Below are 16,191 nucleotides of genomic sequence, written 5' to 3' on the forward strand. Positions count from 1 at the left end.
GCCACTTCTTAGCGAAAAGCTTTCACCTTTCGCTTTTCAAAACGATGGAAAAACCACCGTTTTGGACAAAGAGGTTGCCCTCCTTGCAAACAGCCTACAGGTAAACCTGCAAACCGAATCTTTAAGATGCCGCCGCTGCCGGAGCAGTTGCAGCCTCCGCCACTGGCTTGCTGGAGCCTGGCTTTTTCTTGCCTGGCGCGATCATCATGATCATCTGACGACCTTCCAACTTGGGGAATTGCTCAACGATGATCAAGTCCTGCAAATCCGTGCGAATACGTTGCAACAAAGCCATACCGATTTCCTGGTGGGTGATTTCTCGCCCCCGAAAACGCAAAGTGATCTTGCACTTGTCGCCATCGGCCAGAAAACGCTTGATATTGCGCAGCTTGATGTTGTAATCGCCATCATCGGTACCGGGACGGAACTTGACTTCCTTGATCTCGATAACCGTTTGCTTGGACTTCGCGTCTGCCGCCTTTTTCTGCTCTTGGTACTTGAACTTGCCATAGTCCATCAACCGGCAAACCGGTGGATTCGCTGTAGCAACAATTTCAACCAAGTCGACATCGTACTCACCGGCAAGGCGCAAAGCCTCCATCAGACTAACAATACCCAATGGCTCGTTGTCTGGACCGGAGAGTCGTACTTCCGGCGCCATGATTTCACGGTTGAGACGGTGCTTGCGTTCTTCGCGGTGACGGCGGTCACGAAATTCAGTAGCGATGGCTTTAATCCTTCAAAATCAATGCTATAAATATTATAGCGACAACCGCAATCAGCGCGGGCGCTAAAGCTGCGTTCTATTAAAACTAAACTTTAGAGGCTATGTCATCTGCCACTTTGGACAGGAAGTCCTGGAGAGACATGACTCCGAGGTCAATATTGCCCCGGGCGCGCACTGCAACGGAACCAGCTTCTTTCTCCTTGTCTCCTATCACTAGGATATAGGGAAGCTTTTGCATCGAATGCTCGCGTATTTTACGCGTAATTTTTTCGTTACGCAGATCCAGTTGAACCCTAAGCCCTTGATTCTGCAGCATTTTGGCAATTTCACGACAGTATTCATCCTGAGACTCCGTGATATTCAGAATGGAAACCTGGATCGGCGCCAACCATGTTGGCAACGCTCCGGCATGCTGTTCGATCAAAATTCCGATGAAACGCTCCAAACTACCCACGATCGCACGGTGCAGCATCACGGGGCGGTGGCGCGCGCCATCTTCACCCACGTACTCGGCATCCAGACGCTCAGGCATATTGGGATCCACCTGCATCGTGCCGCACTGCCATTCGCGGCCAATCGCATCCTTCAGCGTGTATTCGATCTTAGGACCATAGAACGCACCTTCGCCCGCCGAAATTTGGAAGTCACAACCTGACGCACGCAAGCCGGCCATCAAGGCGTTCTCGGCCTTGTCCCAACTTTCTTCGGAGCCAATGCGCTTCTCGGGTCGGGTAGCCAGCTTGTAAATGATGTCGGTGAAACCAAAATCCTTGTAGACCTTTTGCAGCAGCGTCGTGAAGGCCACGCACTCGGCCTGGATCTGGTCTTCGGTACAAAAAATATGACCATCATCCTGCGTGAAGCCGCGTACGCGCATGATGCCGTGTAAGCCGCCCGACGGCTCGTTGCGGTGGCACTGACCAAATTCGCCAAAACGCAGCGGAAGGTCACGGTAGCTCTTGATGCCTTGCTTGAAGATCAGGATATGGCCTGGGCAGTTCATCGGCTTCAGCGCGTATTCACGCTTTTCCGACTCGGTTGTGAACATGTTTTCACGGTATTTGTCCCAATGCCCGGTCTTCTCCCACAGCGTCTTGTCGATGACCTGTGGACCCTTGACCTCCTGGTAACCGTTATCTTGGTAAACCTTGCGCATGTACTGCTCAACGCCCTGCCAGACAGTCCAGCCCTTGGGATGCCAGAACACCAAGCCGGGTGCATGGTCGTCAATATGGAACAGGTCCAACTCGCGGCCCAACTTGCGGTGGTCACGCTTCTCGGCTTCTTCCAGCTGCGTCAGGTAATTTTGCAGCTCGTCCTTGGTAGCCCAGGCCGTACCGTAGACGCGCTGCAGCATTTCATTGTTGTGGTCACCGCGCCAGTAGGCACCGGCCAGCTTCATCAGCTTGAAGAACTTGAGTTTGCCCGTGCTAGGCACATGGGGGCCGCGGCACAAATCTTCAAACGCGCCTTCACGGTACAGCGACACATCCTCGTTTACTGGAATACTGGCAATAATTTCGGCCTTGTAGTGCTCGCCCAGGCCCTTGAAATAAGCCACGGCCTCGTCTCGTGGCAAAACGCGGCGCACCACTGGCTCGTCCTTGGCCGCCAAAGCGGCCATCTTCTTCTCGATCGCTACCAAGTCGTCGGGCGTGAACGGGCGTTTGTAAGAGAAGTCATAAAAGAAGCCATTTTCAATCACCGGCCCAATCGTGACCTGCGCATCCGGGAACAACTCCTTCACCGCATACGCCAACAAATGCGCTGTGGAGTGGCGAATCACCTCCAGCCCCTCAGAATCCTTGGCCGTGATGATCGCCAGAGGGCTGTTTTCCACGATTTGGTAGCTGGTGTCTACCACCTGATCATTGATCTTGCCTGCCAACGCCGCTTTGGCAAGACCAGTACCGATGGAGGCAGCCACTTCGGCCACAGTGACCGGACCAGGAAACTCACGGACGGAGCCATCGGGGAGCGTGATTTGGATCATAAGAATTGGATAGGTAATCGGTGAAACAGGAGTCACAGAAAGCAAAAAGCGCGGTTCACAGACCGCGCTTTTTTCATGTTGATAGCTCTTCGGCGCCTAAGGCGCGCAGACTACGACCTTTAGGGGCTTTTAAAAATTACCGGTGTAGTTCGCAGAGCCATCATGAGAATGCTTTCAAAGAGCGTATGCCAACAAACATTAAGCCGCGTATCTTATTCTATCGAATACGGTGCCACAAGGCAGCGACCGCCAAAACCGCTTACTGCTAGGCACCTGCCAGAATACGGTCAATGGCCGGAAAAACTTGCGCATCCAGGCTGGACTTTTGCATGGCGGCCACTGCGTCCAGAATTTGGGCGGGACGACTTGCACCGATCAGCACCGAGCTCATACCCGGATGGCGCAGCACCCAAGCCAATGCCAGTTGCGCCAAACTACGACCTTGCTCCTGAGCGAGCTGGTGCAACTGGCGAATCTGAGCCAAACGCTCAGGCGTCAAATGCTCTGGCCGTAAAAATCCACCCGAACGACCTGCCCGCGAATCCGCCGGAATTGCACCATCCAGATATCTGTCGGTCAACAGTCCCTGCGCCAGCGGAGAAAAAGCGATGCACCCAACACCTTCGGCATCCAGGGTTTGCAGCAGCCCCTCTTCCGCAGTACGGTTGAACATGTTGTAACGTGGCTGGTGAATCAAACAAGGCGCGCCCATCTCACGCAACATTCCAGCAGCGCGACGTGCCAGCTCCGCCGGGTAATTGGACACGCCCACATACAGCGCCTTGCCAGTACGTACCGCATGGGCCAGCGCACCCATGGTCTCTTCCAGGGGTGTATCGGGATCGGGCCGATGGTGGTAGAAAATGTCCACATAGTCCAGTCCCATGCGCTTGAGGCTTTGGTCCAGACTGGCCAGCAGGTATTTGCGCGAGCCCCAGTCTCCGTAGGGACCCGGCCACATGGTATAGCCGGCCTTGGTGGAGATCACCAATTCATCGCGGTAGCGCCCTAAATCGCTACGCAAAAGCTGGCCAAAGCACTCCTCCGCAGAGCCGGGTGGGGGACCGTAGTTGTTCGCCAAATCGAAATGGGTAATTCCATGGTCAAACGCACAACACACGATGGCGCGCGCATTGTCCATGGCATCCACGCCACCAAAGTTATGCCACAGGCCCAGCGATACAGCGGACAACTTGAGCCCACTACGGCCGCAACGGCGATAAGGCACTTGCTCATAGCGGCGGGAGCTGGGTTGGTAGATAGGGCTCATGGTTTAAATTTTTAAGCAATGGCACCTGCGCCCGCACTCGGCAAGCACACGTAGACATCTCCCGGCAACCCGTTAGGAGAGCGGTAGTGCGCATCGACCACGGCTCGCACCTCGGCCACCATAGCCTCGGGCAATAGCGCCACCACACAACCGCCAAAGCCACCACCGGTCATACGCGCCCCGCCATGCGCACCGATTGCGTCTTGTAGCAACTGAACAAGTTGGTCAATGGCAGGGACTGTGATCTCGAAATCATCACGCATGGATGCATGCGACTCGGCCATCAGCACGCCCATACGCTGCATATCTCCACGAGACAAGGCCTCGCAGGCGTCCAACGTACGCTGGTTTTCGGTCACGATATGGCGAGCCCGGCGCAGCACCCCGGGGTCTATTCCGGCGCTGCGGGCATCCAGCATCTCGGGCGTGGCATCGCGCAGCGCCGGCACGCCAAAATGGGCGGCAGCCGCCTCGCATTGCTGACGGCGGATGTTGTAGGCGCTCTCCACCAGGCCACGTTGCACACGTGAATTGACGATCATCACCGCCACGCCGGGTGGCATGGGCACAGCACGGGCGTCCAGCGAGCGGCAGTCGATCAGCAGCGCATGGCCTGCCTGCCCGCGAGCTGAAATGAGCTGGTCCATGATGCCGCAATTGCAACCCACAAAGCGATTTTCAGCGCGCTGGGCGATCAAAGCCATATCCGTGGGTTGCAACTCCGTCCAGCCCTGCAGGCTCTTGAACGCCTGGGCCACGGCAACCTCCAGCGACGCAGACGAAGACAGTCCGGCGCCTTGGGGCACATCCCCAGACAGCGCCAAGTCTGCACCCTGCAAAGCCAACCCATGCTCCTGCAAGTATTTGACGACGCCCCGCACATAGTTCGGCCAAAGCTCAGTGGCATGCGGCACGATGGGTGCATCCAGACGGAACTGATCCACTGCGTTGCCATAGTCTGCCGCCACGACACGCACCAGGCCGTCGTTACGCGGTGTAGCGGCGATGACCGTACCGTGGTTGATGGCACAGGGCAGGACGAAGCCGTCGTTGTAATCGGTATGCTCGCCGATCAAGTTGACGCGTCCTGGTGCCTGCACAAACAGTGTTGGGGCTGCGCCAAAGCTGCTTTCAAATGCTGTTGTCACAGCCTCTATCAAGGCGGAATTCATGGTTGCTTGCTCAAGTAATGGGTATCGGATACGGCACGCAGTTTCTCTGCAGCCTGCTCAGGTGTGAGATCACGCTGCGCCTCAGCCAGCATTTCATAGCCCACCATGAACTTGCGCACAGAGGACGAACGCAAAAGTGGTGGATAAAAATGGGCATGCAGCTGCCATGGCCGGGCTTCAGAGCCGTCAAACGGTGCTCCGTGCCAGCCCATGGAATAGGGAAACGAGCATTGGAACAAGTTGTCGTAGCGGCTGGTCAGCTTTTTCAAAGCCAAGGCCAGGTCTAGGCGATGGGCTGCATTCAGCTGCGGCAGTTGCTGCACTTCAAAGCGCGGCAATAAAAGCGTCTCGAACGGCCATGTTGCCCAGTAGGGCACGACGGCCAACCAGTACTCGGTTTGCACCACCGTACGCTCGCCCAACTGGGCCTCGCGCTCGGCATAGTCCAATAGCAGTGCCCGTCCATGCTTCGCAAAGTAGTGCCGCTGCTGCGTATCTTCCTTCAAGGCTTCGTTGGGTAAAAAGCTGCTAGCCCACACCTGCCCATGGGGATGCGGGTTGGAACAGCCCATGGCGGCCCCCTTGTTTTCAAACACCTGCACCCAGGGATAAGTCGCCCCCAAGTCTTCGCTCTGCTCTGCCCAAGTGGTGATGACATGGCCTATCGACTCCAGCGACAGCTCGGGCAAGGTCTTGCTGTGGTCGGGCGAAAAACATATCACACGGCTGGTCCCGCGTGCCGACATGCTGGTGAACAGCACATCAGTGGCAGGCGGAGCATCAGGCACCTCTTGCATCAACGCTGCGTAATCGTTGGTGAACACATGCGTGTGCGTGTAGGCTGGATTGCGCTCGCCGGTGACACGGGCATTGCCCGCGCACAGATAGCACTGGGCATCGTAAGTCGGGCGCTCTGCCGTATCGGGAGCCTCTTGCTGCCCCTGCCAAGGTCGCTTGGATCGGTGTGGAGACACCAGCACCCACTGGTCAGTCAAGGGGTTATAGCGGCGGTGGGAATGGTCGTTGCGGTCAAACATGGAATGAAACGAAATAAAATGCCTCGGAGCCGATTAATCATCATACAAATGCAATACTGTGCACAGTGTAGCGCGCCGCACCATCACTCCATCTGAGGGTAAACGCGTTCAGCACGAGGCAGTGGCATGATCAGACACCATGCACGATACCCCCCCTACTCTTTTGCATCTTCGTAGCCGCGACGGCCTGAGCCTGACTCTCATGGACCTGGGCGCAACCTGGCTGTCCTGCCAGGTTCCACTGTCCAATGGGACCCGCCGCGAAGTTTTGCTCGGCTGCCCCAGTCCTGCAGCATACGCACAACAAACCGCCTATCTTGGCGCCACGATTGGCCGGTATGCCAATCGTCTTGGCCAAGCCCGCATCACCCACGCGGGCCAAGTCACCCCCGTCACACCGAATGCCGGGTCTCCACACCAGTTGCACGGTGGACCGGAAGGTTTTGACAAGCGCCGCTGGACAATTGCATCAAGCAGCGACACCGAGGTGCGCTTCACCCTGGAATCTGCCGATGGAGACCAAGGCTTTCCTGGTGAACTGCAAACACAGGTCGTCGTACGCCTGACGGAGTCCCTCGGCATCGACATGGAGTTCGAAGCACGTGTAACTGCGCCCAGTCCGGTGTGCCTCACCAATCACAGCTACTTCAATCTGGACGCCGCACCTGGCGATGCGCGGGCGCACAAACTGTCTATCGCTGCCAGCCAATTCCTGCCCGTGGACAAGGAGTTGATTCCCCTCGGGCATCTGGCATCGGTACAAGACACCGGTTTCGATTTTCGCCAGCCCAAAACCCTAGCGCAGGACTGGCTCAAGGATGAGCAGCAAGCAGCTGGCGCAGGCTACGACCACGCGTTTTTGCTCGATCCAGCATGCGCTCATATGCAGGAACCAGCTGCCGTACTACAGGCCAGTGACGGCCTTTTGAGCATGCGCGTGCACACCACCCTGCCCTCATTGCAGATGTATGCCGGGCAGTTTCTGACCGGCGTGCCGGCCCGGGAAGGTGGCGCATACGCCGCATGTGCCGGCATCGCACTGGAGCCGCAGTTCCTGCCCGACAGCCCAAACCACCCAGAGTGGCCCCAGCCTTCTTGCTGGCTATTGCCTGGGCAGGTCTATCGGCACAGCATCCACTACCGATTCTCTGCCCGCTGATTGCCCCATTCGCCCCCGCGGGTCCGACAGCGTAGCGGGGTAATTTCCTACACAGGCAGCCGGTCTAGACCGATGGTTGGCCATGGTCCCTGGTTTTAAAGTTCAGTCATCGGCTTGGTGCCATCACCAACCGCCAAGACGAACAACCAAGGACTTTCATGGCCAACCAGAAAAAATCGACAAATGCCATCCATGCAGTTGCAGCCGTGCCTGGCCGCATGGAACTCGATACTGTTGCCATGGAAGCCGCCAAACACAGCCTGGACCAGGGCTCCATCACGCCCCACTATGGGCCGTGGCGCGAAGACATCATCCAGCTACTGAACGACTCACTGGCCACTGAGTTGGTATGCGTATTGCGCTACAAGCGCCACCATTTCACAGCCCAGGGACGGGCATCGGCCAAGATTGCAGAAGAATTCCTGGTGCATGCCAACGAAGAATCTGCACACGCGGACCGCCTGGCCCAACGCATCGTGCAACTGGGCGGAGAACCAAACTTCGCACCCGATTCACTGAGCCAACGCAGCCATGCGGGCTACGACGACTCCTCGGACCTGAGCGACATGATCCGCGCCAACCTGGTTGCCGAGCGCGTCGCCATTGAAGCCTATAGCCAAATCATCGCCATGATTGGAGACAAAGACTCCACCACCCGGCGCCTGATCGAAGATATCTTGAGCGACGAGCAAGAGCACGCCGAAGAACTCAAGGACTGGCTCGGTGCCTAACCGAGCAGAGCGCGTCCACCCTCGGGTGGAAGAGCAATCGTCACGATCCCCCGGTTGATTCCAACCAATTTATTCACCACAGGAGCTTCACCATGTACTTCAACTTACGTACCACCATCGCCACCACCGTTGCCGCCGCAGCCCTGCTCACCATGGGCGGATGCGCCGTCAGCCGTGGCCAACAAACCGTAGGCGCCTATGTCGATGATGCATCCATCACGACCGGCATCAAGGCCCGCTTTGTAGAAAACAAAGATGTGGACGCAAGCGCCATCAGTGTCGAAACACTGAACGGCACCGTGATGCTCTCCGGCTTCGCGAAGAGCTTGCGTGAAAAGACTGCTGCGGAAAGTATTGCTCGTAGCGTCAGCGGCGTGAAGGCCGTGAAAAACGAAGTCGCTGTGCGCCCCTAAGCCCAGCCACTGCCTGAATCCCCAACTATCCTGAAAGGAACTGCTATGAACTGGGACCGTATCGAAGGCAATTGGAAACAAGCCACCGGCAAGGTAAAAGAGCAATGGGGCAAGCTGACCGATGACGACCTGAGGGTCATCGCGGGCAAGCGTGACCAACTGGCCGGCAAGATCCAAGAACGCTATGGCGTTGCCAAAGACGAAGCAGAGAAGCAGCTTTCAGCCTGGGAAAAGCAGGCCAATGATTCCTGGTTCAAATAGTTTCCTGTGCCCTCGGTTGTATGCCTGCCAAGGCCGCAACCTTTCAACGCCCCTGGTCGCTTGCGCCCTGGGGCGCTTTTCATGGAGCACAGCACTTTGCATGGCGCAAGACAGAATAAGATTCAGGCCCTGTTCTTCTTCCCTGCCAAGCCATGCAATTAGCCACCTGGAACGTCAACTCTCTCACCGTGCGCCTGCCCCAGGTCCTTGACTGGCTGACCGCCAACCCGGTCGATGTACTGGTATTGCAGGAAACCAAAATAACCGACGACAAATTCCCGCATGCGGTCTTTGCCGAAGCCGGCTACCAGGCGCAATGGTTTGGCCAGAAGACCTATAACGGCGTGGCTCTACTGAGCAAAACGCCGGCGACCGATGTCGTAAAAAACATCCCGGGCTTCAGCGATGAGCTATCGCGCGTCATCACCGGTACGGTAAACGGGGTGCGCGTCATCGGCGCCTATTTTCCCAATGGCCAGGCGCCGGGCACCGACAAGTTCGACTACAAGATGCACTGGCTGAAGGCCTTGCGCGACTGGATCAAGACCGAACTGCTGACACACCCGCAGCTGGTGCTGATGGGCGACTACAACATCACCTTCGACGATGCTGACGTCTGGGACCCAGTGGGCCTAAAGGACACCATCCACTGCACCGACGAAGAACGCTACCACCTGCAAGCCCTGGTAGCGCTGGGTCTGACCGATTCGCACCGCATGTTCCCGCAGCCCGAGAAGAGCTACTCGTGGTGGGACTACCGCGACTTCGGCTTTCGCCGCAACAGGGGCATGCGCATCGACCACATCCTGGTCAGCCCCACGCTCAAACCGCTCGTCAGCGCCTGCGTAATCGACAAAGTGCCGCGCAAGAACGAACGCCCCAGCGACCATGCACCCGTCGTGGTAACAATCGACACGCTATAAATTCAGGAGCTTCACGCGCAGGTATCTCCTGCGCCGTAAGCCCATAAAACAAAAAGGGGGCTGAATTTCTTCAGCCCCTTTTGCAATGGCGGATGCGCTTACTTGGCGGCGGAGGCAGCTGGTGCTGCTGGTGTGGCAGGGGTCGCTGCAGCAGCCTTTTCAGCCTTCTTCACGTGCTTCTTGGTGTGCTTCTTCATGGGCTTGGATGCGGTATCTGCAGGTGCCGCTGCGGCAGCAGCAGGAGCTGCATCCTTGGCAGGAGCGGCTGGCGCCTGGGCAAACGAGGCAGCAGCAACCGTAGAAATCAGGGCGGCAGCGAAGAGAGATTTGATCGTGGTCATTACAGGGTTCCTAAAACAATAGTCGCATGGGCTCCGACTTCGTCGAGCAAGTCCGAATTGCGTTCAGACCTGTACCTACAACGCGAACGTATCCAGCCCGTTGACCACATATACATTTCTTTATACATGCCGCCCATTTAAGCCCCATCGCCCTGCAGCGCACAAAACACCTGCACAGAACGCTATCAAAAGAGCAACAGAGCAGATGCATGAGATACATCTGCGCACACTTCCCCATACGCCCCGACTCGGCAGTCAGATCAGCTGCCCCAACCTTCCAGCACCACCTTGCCACGCGCCTGGCCGGACTCGATCAGTGCGTGGGCACGCCGCAGGTTGTGGGCATTGATGCCGCCAAAGTGCTCCGCCAATGTGGTGCGAACCTGACCCGCATCGACCAGCTGTGCCACCGCCTCCAGCAGCTCGTGCTGGGCCTGCATATCGGGCGTGCCGAACATGGGGCGGGTGAACATCATCTCCCAGTGCACCGACACGGCTTTGCGCTTGAATGGCGCCACGTCCAGCACCGGCAGATCGTCGATCAGGCCGAGCTTGCCTTGTGGAGCAATCACCTCCTGTATCTGCGTCAGGTAGTCGCCGGTATGGGTCAGACTGGCGATGTAATCCACCTGAGGCAAACCAATGCGCTGCAGCTGCGGCGCCAGGGGCTGGTTGTGGTCGATCACATGGTGGGCGCCCAGCTGCTGCACCCAGGCCTGGGTTTCGGGCCGCGAGGCCGTACCCACGATGGTCAGCCCGGTCAGGCGCCGCGCCAGCTGGACCAGGATAGAGCCCACGCCACCGGCCGCTCCAATCACCATCAGCGACTTGGGTTGGGCCTGCGCCCCTTGCGGGATGGCTAGGCGGTCAAACAACAACTCCCAGGCGGTGATGCTGGTCAAGGGTAAGGCGACGGCCTCGGCAAAGCCCAGTGTTGTGGGCATATGACCCGCAATGCGCTCGTCCACCAGATGCAGCTGGCTATTGCTGCCGGGTCGGGTGATGGAGCCGGCGTAGTACACACGGTCGCCGGGCTGGAACAGCAGCACCTCCGGCCCTACCGCACGCACGATGCCGCTGGCGTCCCAGCCCAGCACCTTGTGGCTCTGTCCTTCCGCTGGCGCTGCAGAGGCGCGAACCTTGGCGTCCACCGGGTTGACGGATACCGCCTGCACCTCGACCAGCAGGTCACGCCCCTGGGCCTGTGGCTCGGGCAACTCAATGTCCAGCAAGGCACTGGGTTCAGAAATAGCTTGGGGACGTTGGTAGCCTATGGCGCGCATGGAGATTCCTTCAAAGATGTTTGGTACGGGACGTATCTTCATCTTTCTTAAATTGCAGATAAATAGCCCATTGATTGAATTCAGTTTCAAATAAAATTTGCAAATGAAAGCCTTGCAAGACCTGGACATCTTTGTGCGCACCGTGGATGCGGGAAGCATGTCCGCCGCCGCGCGGGCTCTGGATATCACCCCCGCAGCTGCCAGTGCGGCCCTGCAGCGGCTGGAGGCCGAGCTGCAGACGGCACTGCTGGTGCGCTCCACGCGCAGCCTGCGCCTAACGCCCGAGGGCGCGGTTTTCCTGGAGCACTGCCGCCTGGCATTGAACACCTTGCGTGAAGGCCAGCAGACCCTGGCCACGGGCCGCCAGCAGGTACAGGGCATGCTGCGCCTGGCCGTTGCGTCCGATCTGGGACGCAACCTGCTACTGCCCTGGCTAGATGCCTTTCAGGACCAGCACCCGCAGGTGCGCTTTCGCTTGCAGGTATCTGACCGCATGGCAAACATCTTCAGCGAACCAGTGGACGCGGCCTTCCGCTACGGCGAGCCACCCGACTCCAGCCTCGTGGCTCTACCCGTCGCCCTGGACAACCGGCGCGTACTGTGCGCCTCGCCGGCCTACCTACAACGGCATGGAACACCCACCACGCCAGCCGACCTGGCCCAGCACGACTGCCTGTGCTTTTTGCTGGGTGAAGACGTGAACGACCGCTGGGAGTTCAGCCACAACGGCCATCCCACCACGGTACGGGTGGGCAGAGGCCATGTGGCCAACGATGGAGATCTGGTGCGCCGCTGGGCCATTGCCGGGCGCGGTATTGCCTACAAGTCCCGCCTGGACATGGCCCAGGCACTGGCAGACGGCACGCTGCAGGCTCTGTGTACCGACTGGGATACCGAGGCCGCACCCCTGTACATGGTGCTGCCCGACCGGCGCCAACTCACCCCGGCCCTGCGCCTGCTGCGCGAATTCGTCGCAGTCCAGTGCGCTGCACTGCCCACGGAATCAAAGGGGTAGGATGGATGACTGGTGGAAGCTGTTCCGCCCGGAACCCTTGACCTCGTACATGGCTTTGTCTGCGCTGGACAACAGCTCGCCGGCCGTCTGCCCGTCTTGCGGGTAACGGCTGATGCCGATACTGGCCGTCAGCTGCAGTACCTTGCCGCGCACCGTCATGGGCTGCTTGATGCCGTTCAGCAACTTTTCGGCGATGGCGATCAAATCCTCATCGGGCACGGCTGCGCCCAGCAACACCACGAATTCATCGCCACCCAGGCGGGCCACGGTGTCCACTTCACGCACCAGGGAAAGCATGCGCTGCGCCAGGTTCACCAGCACCACGTCACCGGCTTCATGGCCGTGGCGGTCGTTGACAGCCTTGAACGCATCCAGATCGATGAAGAACAGGCACACCTGCTGCTGGTAACGGCGGGCATGGGCCAGGGCCTGCTCCAGCCGCTCCTGGAACAGGCGCCGGTTCGGCAGGCCGGTCAGCATGTCATGCTGGGCCAGATGTTCCAGCTCTTCCTGGTTGTCCTTCAGGTCCGCCAGCTGCTGGGTGATCTGGGTATGCATCTTGTGGAAGCTACGCGCCAGCAGACCGATCTCGTCACGGCTTTGCAGGGGCAGCTTTTCCGGCGGCAGGCCGTTGGCAATGCGTTGCGCGGCCACCGTCATGTGGTTGATGGGCCGCGTCCAGATACGGGCCAGCACAATCGCCAGCAACAGGCAGGCCAGGCACAAACCCACCACGATCTTCACCACGGTGGAGCCCAGCTGCTGCGACTGCGCCAGTACCTGCTCCAGCGGCTGGGCCAAGCCCAGGATAAGCCGACTCTCATTGGCCGAGAGCCGGGTGGACTGGGAAATGAACGCGGCCACCACCGGCGCCCCCGCATAGTCGCCGCCACGATCCTCGAACACAACGTGTTCCTGCTCGCGTTGCACCACGGTCCGGGTTGGCAAGAACTCGTCCTGTACCAGCGTGCGCCGGCCGCGCTCGAAGCCAAAAGTCTTGCTGTTGTCCGGGTGGACCAGGATGTCACCCTCGCTGTTCGCCAGAAACACCTTGTAGGCCGCCGGCAGATCCGCCGACAGCAGAGCGAACATGCCGTTCAAATCCACATTCACCACCACCACGCCCACCGCGTTCCCGTCTGCATCCACCACCGGCATGGCCTGTTGCAGCATGGGTAGGTCCCGCCCGGCATCGCTGCCGGCTTCGCGGTTGATGGTGATGGGCGACAGATAGGTGGAGCCCGCCGGCAGCTTCAACGTCTCTGCAACATAGGTGTAGTGGCCCTTTTCCTGCAGGTTGTCGCCCTGCACTCGCGCCACCGTGCCGTTGTTGCGATCTACCCGCACACGCTCCAAGCCAAAGTCGCTGGCAGAAATCAGCCGTAGTTGGCTGTAGGCCGGATTGGCCTGCATCTGCAACTGGAACAGGGTGGCGAGCTGGTCCTCCAGCGCCGTATCCGGGTGCTGCAGGGTGGACACCGCAGCCGGGTGGTGGGCCAGCACCTCCAGGGTGCGCGAAATCTCCTGACGTGTGAGGGTGATGCGGCGCGCCAGCACCTGGGTGGCCGTCAGCAGCTTGTTCTGGGCCGCGTCCACCAGCAGGTCGCGGCTGGCTCGGTAGGCGTAGAAACCAGTCACACCCGCCGCCAAGAAACCCACCAACGCCAACAGCAGGGCCAGCTTGGCGGCGATGCCAAACCTCATGGAGCCAACACCTTGCTGATGCGGTCGCCCGCCATGATGCGGGTCCATAGCAGATCCCGCCGCTCCTCGCTCTCGACCGGCTCCAGCCATACCAGGCGGTCTTCGGCACGCTCGCCGGCAGAGGCCGTGGTGGTATTGGCCAGGCCTTGCCGACTGACCAGGGCCTGGCCAGGCTCGGACTCCAGCATGTAGTTGATCCAGGCAGCCGCCAGCGCCGGGTTGCGGGCGCCGCGGGTCACGGCCCAGCAGTCCAGCCAGGCCAGGGCCCCCTCTTTGGGAATAACGTAACCCACGTCCATGCCGGCCTTTTGCATTAGCTGCAGCTGCTGGTGGCCAAAGTTGGCGAACAGCAAGGCGGCTTTGCGCGCCTTGAACAGCGCCATGGCCTCCTCAGGCTGGGTGTAAAAGCCCGCTGCATTACGGCGCAGAGCCACCAGTTGCTCTACCGCCGGCCCCCAGCTTTTGTCATCAATCTGGAATGGCGACTTCAGGCGCAGCATCTGCGCCGCCAGAGAAAAGCTGTGCGCACCACCGTTGTAGCCCACGACCTTGCCCTTCCAGCGCGTGTCCCACAGTGCAGCCAGCGAATCCGGTGGCTGCGGCACCTGCTTGCGGTCGTAAATCAAGCCCATCTCCGCATAGGTATACGGAATGGCATAGGTATTGCCGTTGCGCCGCAGGCCGGGTATGGCATCCTGGTTACGAAAGCGCGTCAGCTGGCGCGACAGATTAGGGACGTCCTGCAGGGGGATGGGCAATACCAGATCCTGCTTGATGTATCGCTGCAGCTCGGCCGTATTGACGGCGAACAGGTCAAAGTCCTGCGCGTTGTTGGTGCGGATCTTTTGCCACATGTCCGCATCGGAGTCTATGGTGGTCACCTCGACCCGCACCTGGGCGCGCTGCTCGAACTGTTTGACGATGTCCGGGTCGGCATAACCGGGCCAGGCCAGTACGCGCAAAGTTTGGTCTGCACGTGACACCACCGGAAGCAGCATTGCAAGCGTCAGACAGAAATTACGGCGTTTGAAAGAGGCCCAGTTCATATGTAAACGGATGTTACCTAGCGTATGACCCTCAGTCCAGCATCCACCGTGCCAGATTGCCGCCATCTGCCTATCATCTTAGCTGTGAAGTCAGGAAAGCCGCTTTTTTGTCACATTGGCGACTTTTGTACGCCTTGTAAGTTTGGAAAAAATCCAGGTGTAGCGCAAATGCTGCGTGCGTCAAACGCTATTAATAGCATAGCAAATACCCGGAAATCTGCCCGCGCTAGTCTGTCGGCCCGTGCATTTGCCCGTCGATGTAATACCACCGCCCGTCTTCGCGCACAAAGCGGCTGGTTTCATGCATGCGTTGGGCTCGGCCGTTGTCGCGGCAACGGGCCACGAACTCCACCACGCCAGCGTCGCCAGACTCCATCGCATGGCGCACCTCCAGCCCCAGCCATTTGACGGGGGCCAGCTCCAAATCGCCCGGTGCGCTGGACGGATGCCAGGTAAACAGCAAATATTCCAGCAAACCCAGCACGTAACCGCTGTAGCGCGAACGCATCAGAGCCTCCGCCGTGGGCGCGTAGTCGCCGGTTGTCATGCCCTTGTGCCAAGGCGCACAGCATTCAGCGTAAGGTTTGCCGCTGTCGCAGGGGCACGGCGCATGGGCAGGATGCAAATTCTTCTTCATGGGGTTGTATTTTCAATGCTGGCTACCGGCACGCTAAACCGCGCCGGGCTCCGGCGAGCTTGCCGGAGCATATGCAAAGTGTGTCACCAAAACGCTATAAATATGATTGCTGCCCACGCAGGCAGCATAAGGCTAGCGGCCTATTTCTTGTGCGTTTTTGGTGACTCAGGCGCCCGGCGCCCGCAGGGCTTCGCTCAGTTGATCGGCCAGCTCGGCCCAATCGGAGTCCTGCAACAAGGCTTCGCGCAGAAACGTAGCCTGGGCTGCTGACCAAAACGGCGCATCCGGCAAAGCAATATGGCTGGCCAAGGGGCTATGCGTGGCGATGAAATTGGCAATGCCCTGCGGGTCCGAGGGAAGTCCCAGCTGTGCAAAAAGCCCATGAAACTGGTGTGTAGATATGTCCATATGCTTACCTTAACGCATTTACAGCCGTCCGGCGATACCTGCCTGGACAACTACAGCACCGCCCGCGCTGG

Annotated in this window: 17 protein-coding genes; 6 read left to right on the plus strand and 11 right to left on the minus strand. The window is 59.0% G+C overall.

Annotated features, from left to right (window positions below):
- Nucleotides 1-121: 121 nt before the first annotated feature.
- The 5 genes from infC to AC07VY_RS14355 all read right to left on the minus strand — a co-directional run bounded on the left by infC (nt 122) and on the right by AC07VY_RS14355 (nt 6,199).
- A complete protein-coding gene (infC, locus tag AC07VY_RS14335) occupies nt 122-736 on the minus strand; it encodes a translation initiation factor IF-3 (protein WP_495098200.1) in 615 nt (204 codons plus the stop codon).
- Nucleotides 737-812: 76 nt separating this feature from the next.
- Nucleotides 813-2,720 (minus strand): threonine--tRNA ligase, encoded by a 1,908-nt coding sequence (thrS, locus tag AC07VY_RS14340; RefSeq protein ID WP_495074380.1) that lies wholly within the window; start codon nt 2,718-2,720, stop codon nt 813-815.
- 265 nt (nt 2,721-2,985) lie between these two features.
- Nucleotides 2,986-3,990: an aldo/keto reductase gene (locus AC07VY_RS14345; protein WP_495098120.1), complete on the minus strand. Its 1,005-nt coding sequence runs from the start codon at nt 3,988-3,990 to the stop codon at nt 2,986-2,988.
- An 11-nt stretch (nt 3,991-4,001) separates the two neighbouring features.
- Nucleotides 4,002-5,162: a galactokinase gene (galK, locus tag AC07VY_RS14350; protein ID WP_495098119.1), complete on the minus strand. Its 1,161-nt coding sequence runs from the start codon at nt 5,160-5,162 to the stop codon at nt 4,002-4,004.
- Nucleotides 5,159-6,199, minus strand: a complete 1,041-nt coding sequence (locus AC07VY_RS14355) for a UDP-glucose--hexose-1-phosphate uridylyltransferase (RefSeq protein ID WP_495098118.1) — start codon at nt 6,197-6,199, stop codon at nt 5,159-5,161. The genes galK and AC07VY_RS14355 overlap by 4 nt, the downstream gene beginning before the upstream one ends.
- A gap of 139 nt (nt 6,200-6,338) precedes the next feature.
- Here AC07VY_RS14355 and galM point away from each other — a divergent pair, with 139 nt between their 5' ends.
- The 5 genes from galM to AC07VY_RS14380 all read left to right on the plus strand — a co-directional run bounded on the left by galM (nt 6,339) and on the right by AC07VY_RS14380 (nt 9,686).
- The gene (galM, locus tag AC07VY_RS14360; RefSeq protein WP_495098117.1) at nt 6,339-7,358 is read left to right on the plus strand and encodes a galactose-1-epimerase; all 1,020 of its coding nucleotides are present in this window, start codon (nt 6,339-6,341) and stop codon (nt 7,356-7,358) included.
- Between the two features lie 218 nt (nt 7,359-7,576).
- Nucleotides 7,577-8,089 carry a ferritin-like domain-containing protein gene (locus AC07VY_RS14365; RefSeq protein ID WP_495074717.1) on the plus strand — a complete coding sequence of 171 codons (513 nt, stop codon included), beginning with the start codon at nt 7,577-7,579 and terminating at the stop codon, nt 8,087-8,089.
- Between the two features lie 92 nt (nt 8,090-8,181).
- Nucleotides 8,182-8,502: a BON domain-containing protein gene (locus AC07VY_RS14370; protein ID WP_495074385.1), complete on the plus strand. Its 321-nt coding sequence runs from the start codon at nt 8,182-8,184 to the stop codon at nt 8,500-8,502.
- Nucleotides 8,503-8,547: 45 nt separating this feature from the next.
- On the plus strand, nt 8,548-8,763 hold the full coding sequence (locus tag AC07VY_RS14375) for a CsbD family protein (RefSeq protein ID WP_495074386.1): 216 nt from the start codon (nt 8,548-8,550) through the stop codon (nt 8,761-8,763).
- A 152-nt stretch (nt 8,764-8,915) separates the two neighbouring features.
- Complete coding sequence (locus tag AC07VY_RS14380) at nt 8,916-9,686, plus strand: exodeoxyribonuclease III (protein WP_495098116.1); 771 nt, start codon at nt 8,916-8,918, stop codon at nt 9,684-9,686.
- Between the two features lie 98 nt (nt 9,687-9,784).
- Here AC07VY_RS14380 and AC07VY_RS14385 read toward each other — a convergent pair whose 3' ends face one another.
- Together AC07VY_RS14385 and AC07VY_RS14390 are read right to left on the minus strand one after the other, a co-directional pair.
- Entirely contained in the window at nt 9,785-10,027 is a 243-nt protein-coding gene (locus AC07VY_RS14385; protein WP_495098115.1) for a hypothetical protein, read from the minus strand.
- A gap of 260 nt (nt 10,028-10,287) precedes the next feature.
- Nucleotides 10,288-11,310: a zinc-binding alcohol dehydrogenase family protein gene (locus AC07VY_RS14390; protein ID WP_495098114.1), complete on the minus strand. Its 1,023-nt coding sequence runs from the start codon at nt 11,308-11,310 to the stop codon at nt 10,288-10,290.
- A 103-nt stretch (nt 11,311-11,413) separates the two neighbouring features.
- Between AC07VY_RS14390 and AC07VY_RS14395 the strand changes: the two genes are divergently transcribed.
- On the plus strand, nt 11,414-12,325 hold the full coding sequence (locus tag AC07VY_RS14395) for a LysR family transcriptional regulator (protein ID WP_495098113.1): 912 nt from the start codon (nt 11,414-11,416) through the stop codon (nt 12,323-12,325).
- Here AC07VY_RS14395 and AC07VY_RS14400 read toward each other — a convergent pair.
- From AC07VY_RS14400 to AC07VY_RS14415, 4 genes are all read right to left on the minus strand, one after another.
- Entirely contained in the window at nt 12,314-14,029 is a 1,716-nt protein-coding gene (locus AC07VY_RS14400) for a diguanylate cyclase domain-containing protein (protein WP_495098112.1), read from the minus strand. The genes AC07VY_RS14395 and AC07VY_RS14400 overlap by 12 nt on opposite strands.
- On the minus strand, nt 14,026-15,027 hold the full coding sequence (locus AC07VY_RS14405) for an extracellular solute-binding protein (protein WP_495098111.1): 1,002 nt from the start codon (nt 15,025-15,027) through the stop codon (nt 14,026-14,028). Before AC07VY_RS14405 ends, AC07VY_RS14400 begins: the two co-directional genes overlap by 4 nt.
- A gap of 274 nt (nt 15,028-15,301) precedes the next feature.
- On the minus strand, nt 15,302-15,712 hold the full coding sequence (locus tag AC07VY_RS14410) for a YchJ family protein (protein WP_495098110.1): 411 nt from the start codon (nt 15,710-15,712) through the stop codon (nt 15,302-15,304).
- A gap of 165 nt (nt 15,713-15,877) precedes the next feature.
- Nucleotides 15,878-16,120, minus strand: a complete 243-nt coding sequence (locus AC07VY_RS14415) for a DUF2789 domain-containing protein (protein ID WP_495098109.1) — start codon at nt 16,118-16,120, stop codon at nt 15,878-15,880.
- Nucleotides 16,121-16,191: the final 71 nt, after the last annotated feature.

Source organism: Rhodoferax sp. GW821-FHT02C08 (assembly GCF_059421805.1).

What these genes read in the sequence shown, in the direction of transcription:
- AC07VY_RS14375 (WP_495074386.1), top strand. Translation starts at nt 8,548, where the DNA reads ATGAACTGGGACCGTATCGAAGGCAATTGGAAACAAGCCACCGGCAAG.
- AC07VY_RS14385 (WP_495098115.1), bottom strand. Translation starts at nt 10,027, where the DNA reads ATGACCACGATCAAATCTCTCTTCGCTGCCGCCCTGATTTCTACGGTT.
- AC07VY_RS14370 (WP_495074385.1), top strand. Translation starts at nt 8,182, where the DNA reads ATGTACTTCAACTTACGTACCACCATCGCCACCACCGTTGCCGCCGCA.
- AC07VY_RS14400 (WP_495098112.1), bottom strand. Translation starts at nt 14,029, where the DNA reads ATGAGGTTTGGCATCGCCGCCAAGCTGGCCCTGCTGTTGGCGTTGGTG.
- AC07VY_RS14415 (WP_495098109.1), bottom strand. Translation starts at nt 16,120, where the DNA reads ATGGACATATCTACACACCAGTTTCATGGGCTTTTTGCACAGCTGGGA.
- galK (WP_495098119.1), bottom strand. Translation starts at nt 5,162, where the DNA reads ATGAATTCCGCCTTGATAGAGGCTGTGACAACAGCATTTGAAAGCAGC.
- AC07VY_RS14405 (WP_495098111.1), bottom strand. Translation starts at nt 15,027, where the DNA reads ATGCTGCTTCCGGTGGTGTCACGTGCAGACCAAACTTTGCGCGTACTG.
- AC07VY_RS14380 (WP_495098116.1), top strand. Translation starts at nt 8,916, where the DNA reads ATGCAATTAGCCACCTGGAACGTCAACTCTCTCACCGTGCGCCTGCCC.
- thrS (WP_495074380.1), bottom strand. Translation starts at nt 2,720, where the DNA reads ATGATCCAAATCACGCTCCCCGATGGCTCCGTCCGTGAGTTTCCTGGT.
- AC07VY_RS14395 (WP_495098113.1), top strand. Translation starts at nt 11,414, where the DNA reads ATGAAAGCCTTGCAAGACCTGGACATCTTTGTGCGCACCGTGGATGCG.
- AC07VY_RS14390 (WP_495098114.1), bottom strand. Translation starts at nt 11,310, where the DNA reads ATGCGCGCCATAGGCTACCAACGTCCCCAAGCTATTTCTGAACCCAGT.
- galM (WP_495098117.1), top strand. Translation starts at nt 6,339, where the DNA reads ATGCACGATACCCCCCCTACTCTTTTGCATCTTCGTAGCCGCGACGGC.
- AC07VY_RS14410 (WP_495098110.1), bottom strand. Translation starts at nt 15,712, where the DNA reads ATGAAGAAGAATTTGCATCCTGCCCATGCGCCGTGCCCCTGCGACAGC.
- AC07VY_RS14355 (WP_495098118.1), bottom strand. Translation starts at nt 6,199, where the DNA reads ATGTTTGACCGCAACGACCATTCCCACCGCCGCTATAACCCCTTGACT.
- AC07VY_RS14365 (WP_495074717.1), top strand. Translation starts at nt 7,577, where the DNA reads ATGGAACTCGATACTGTTGCCATGGAAGCCGCCAAACACAGCCTGGAC.
- AC07VY_RS14345 (WP_495098120.1), bottom strand. Translation starts at nt 3,990, where the DNA reads ATGAGCCCTATCTACCAACCCAGCTCCCGCCGCTATGAGCAAGTGCCT.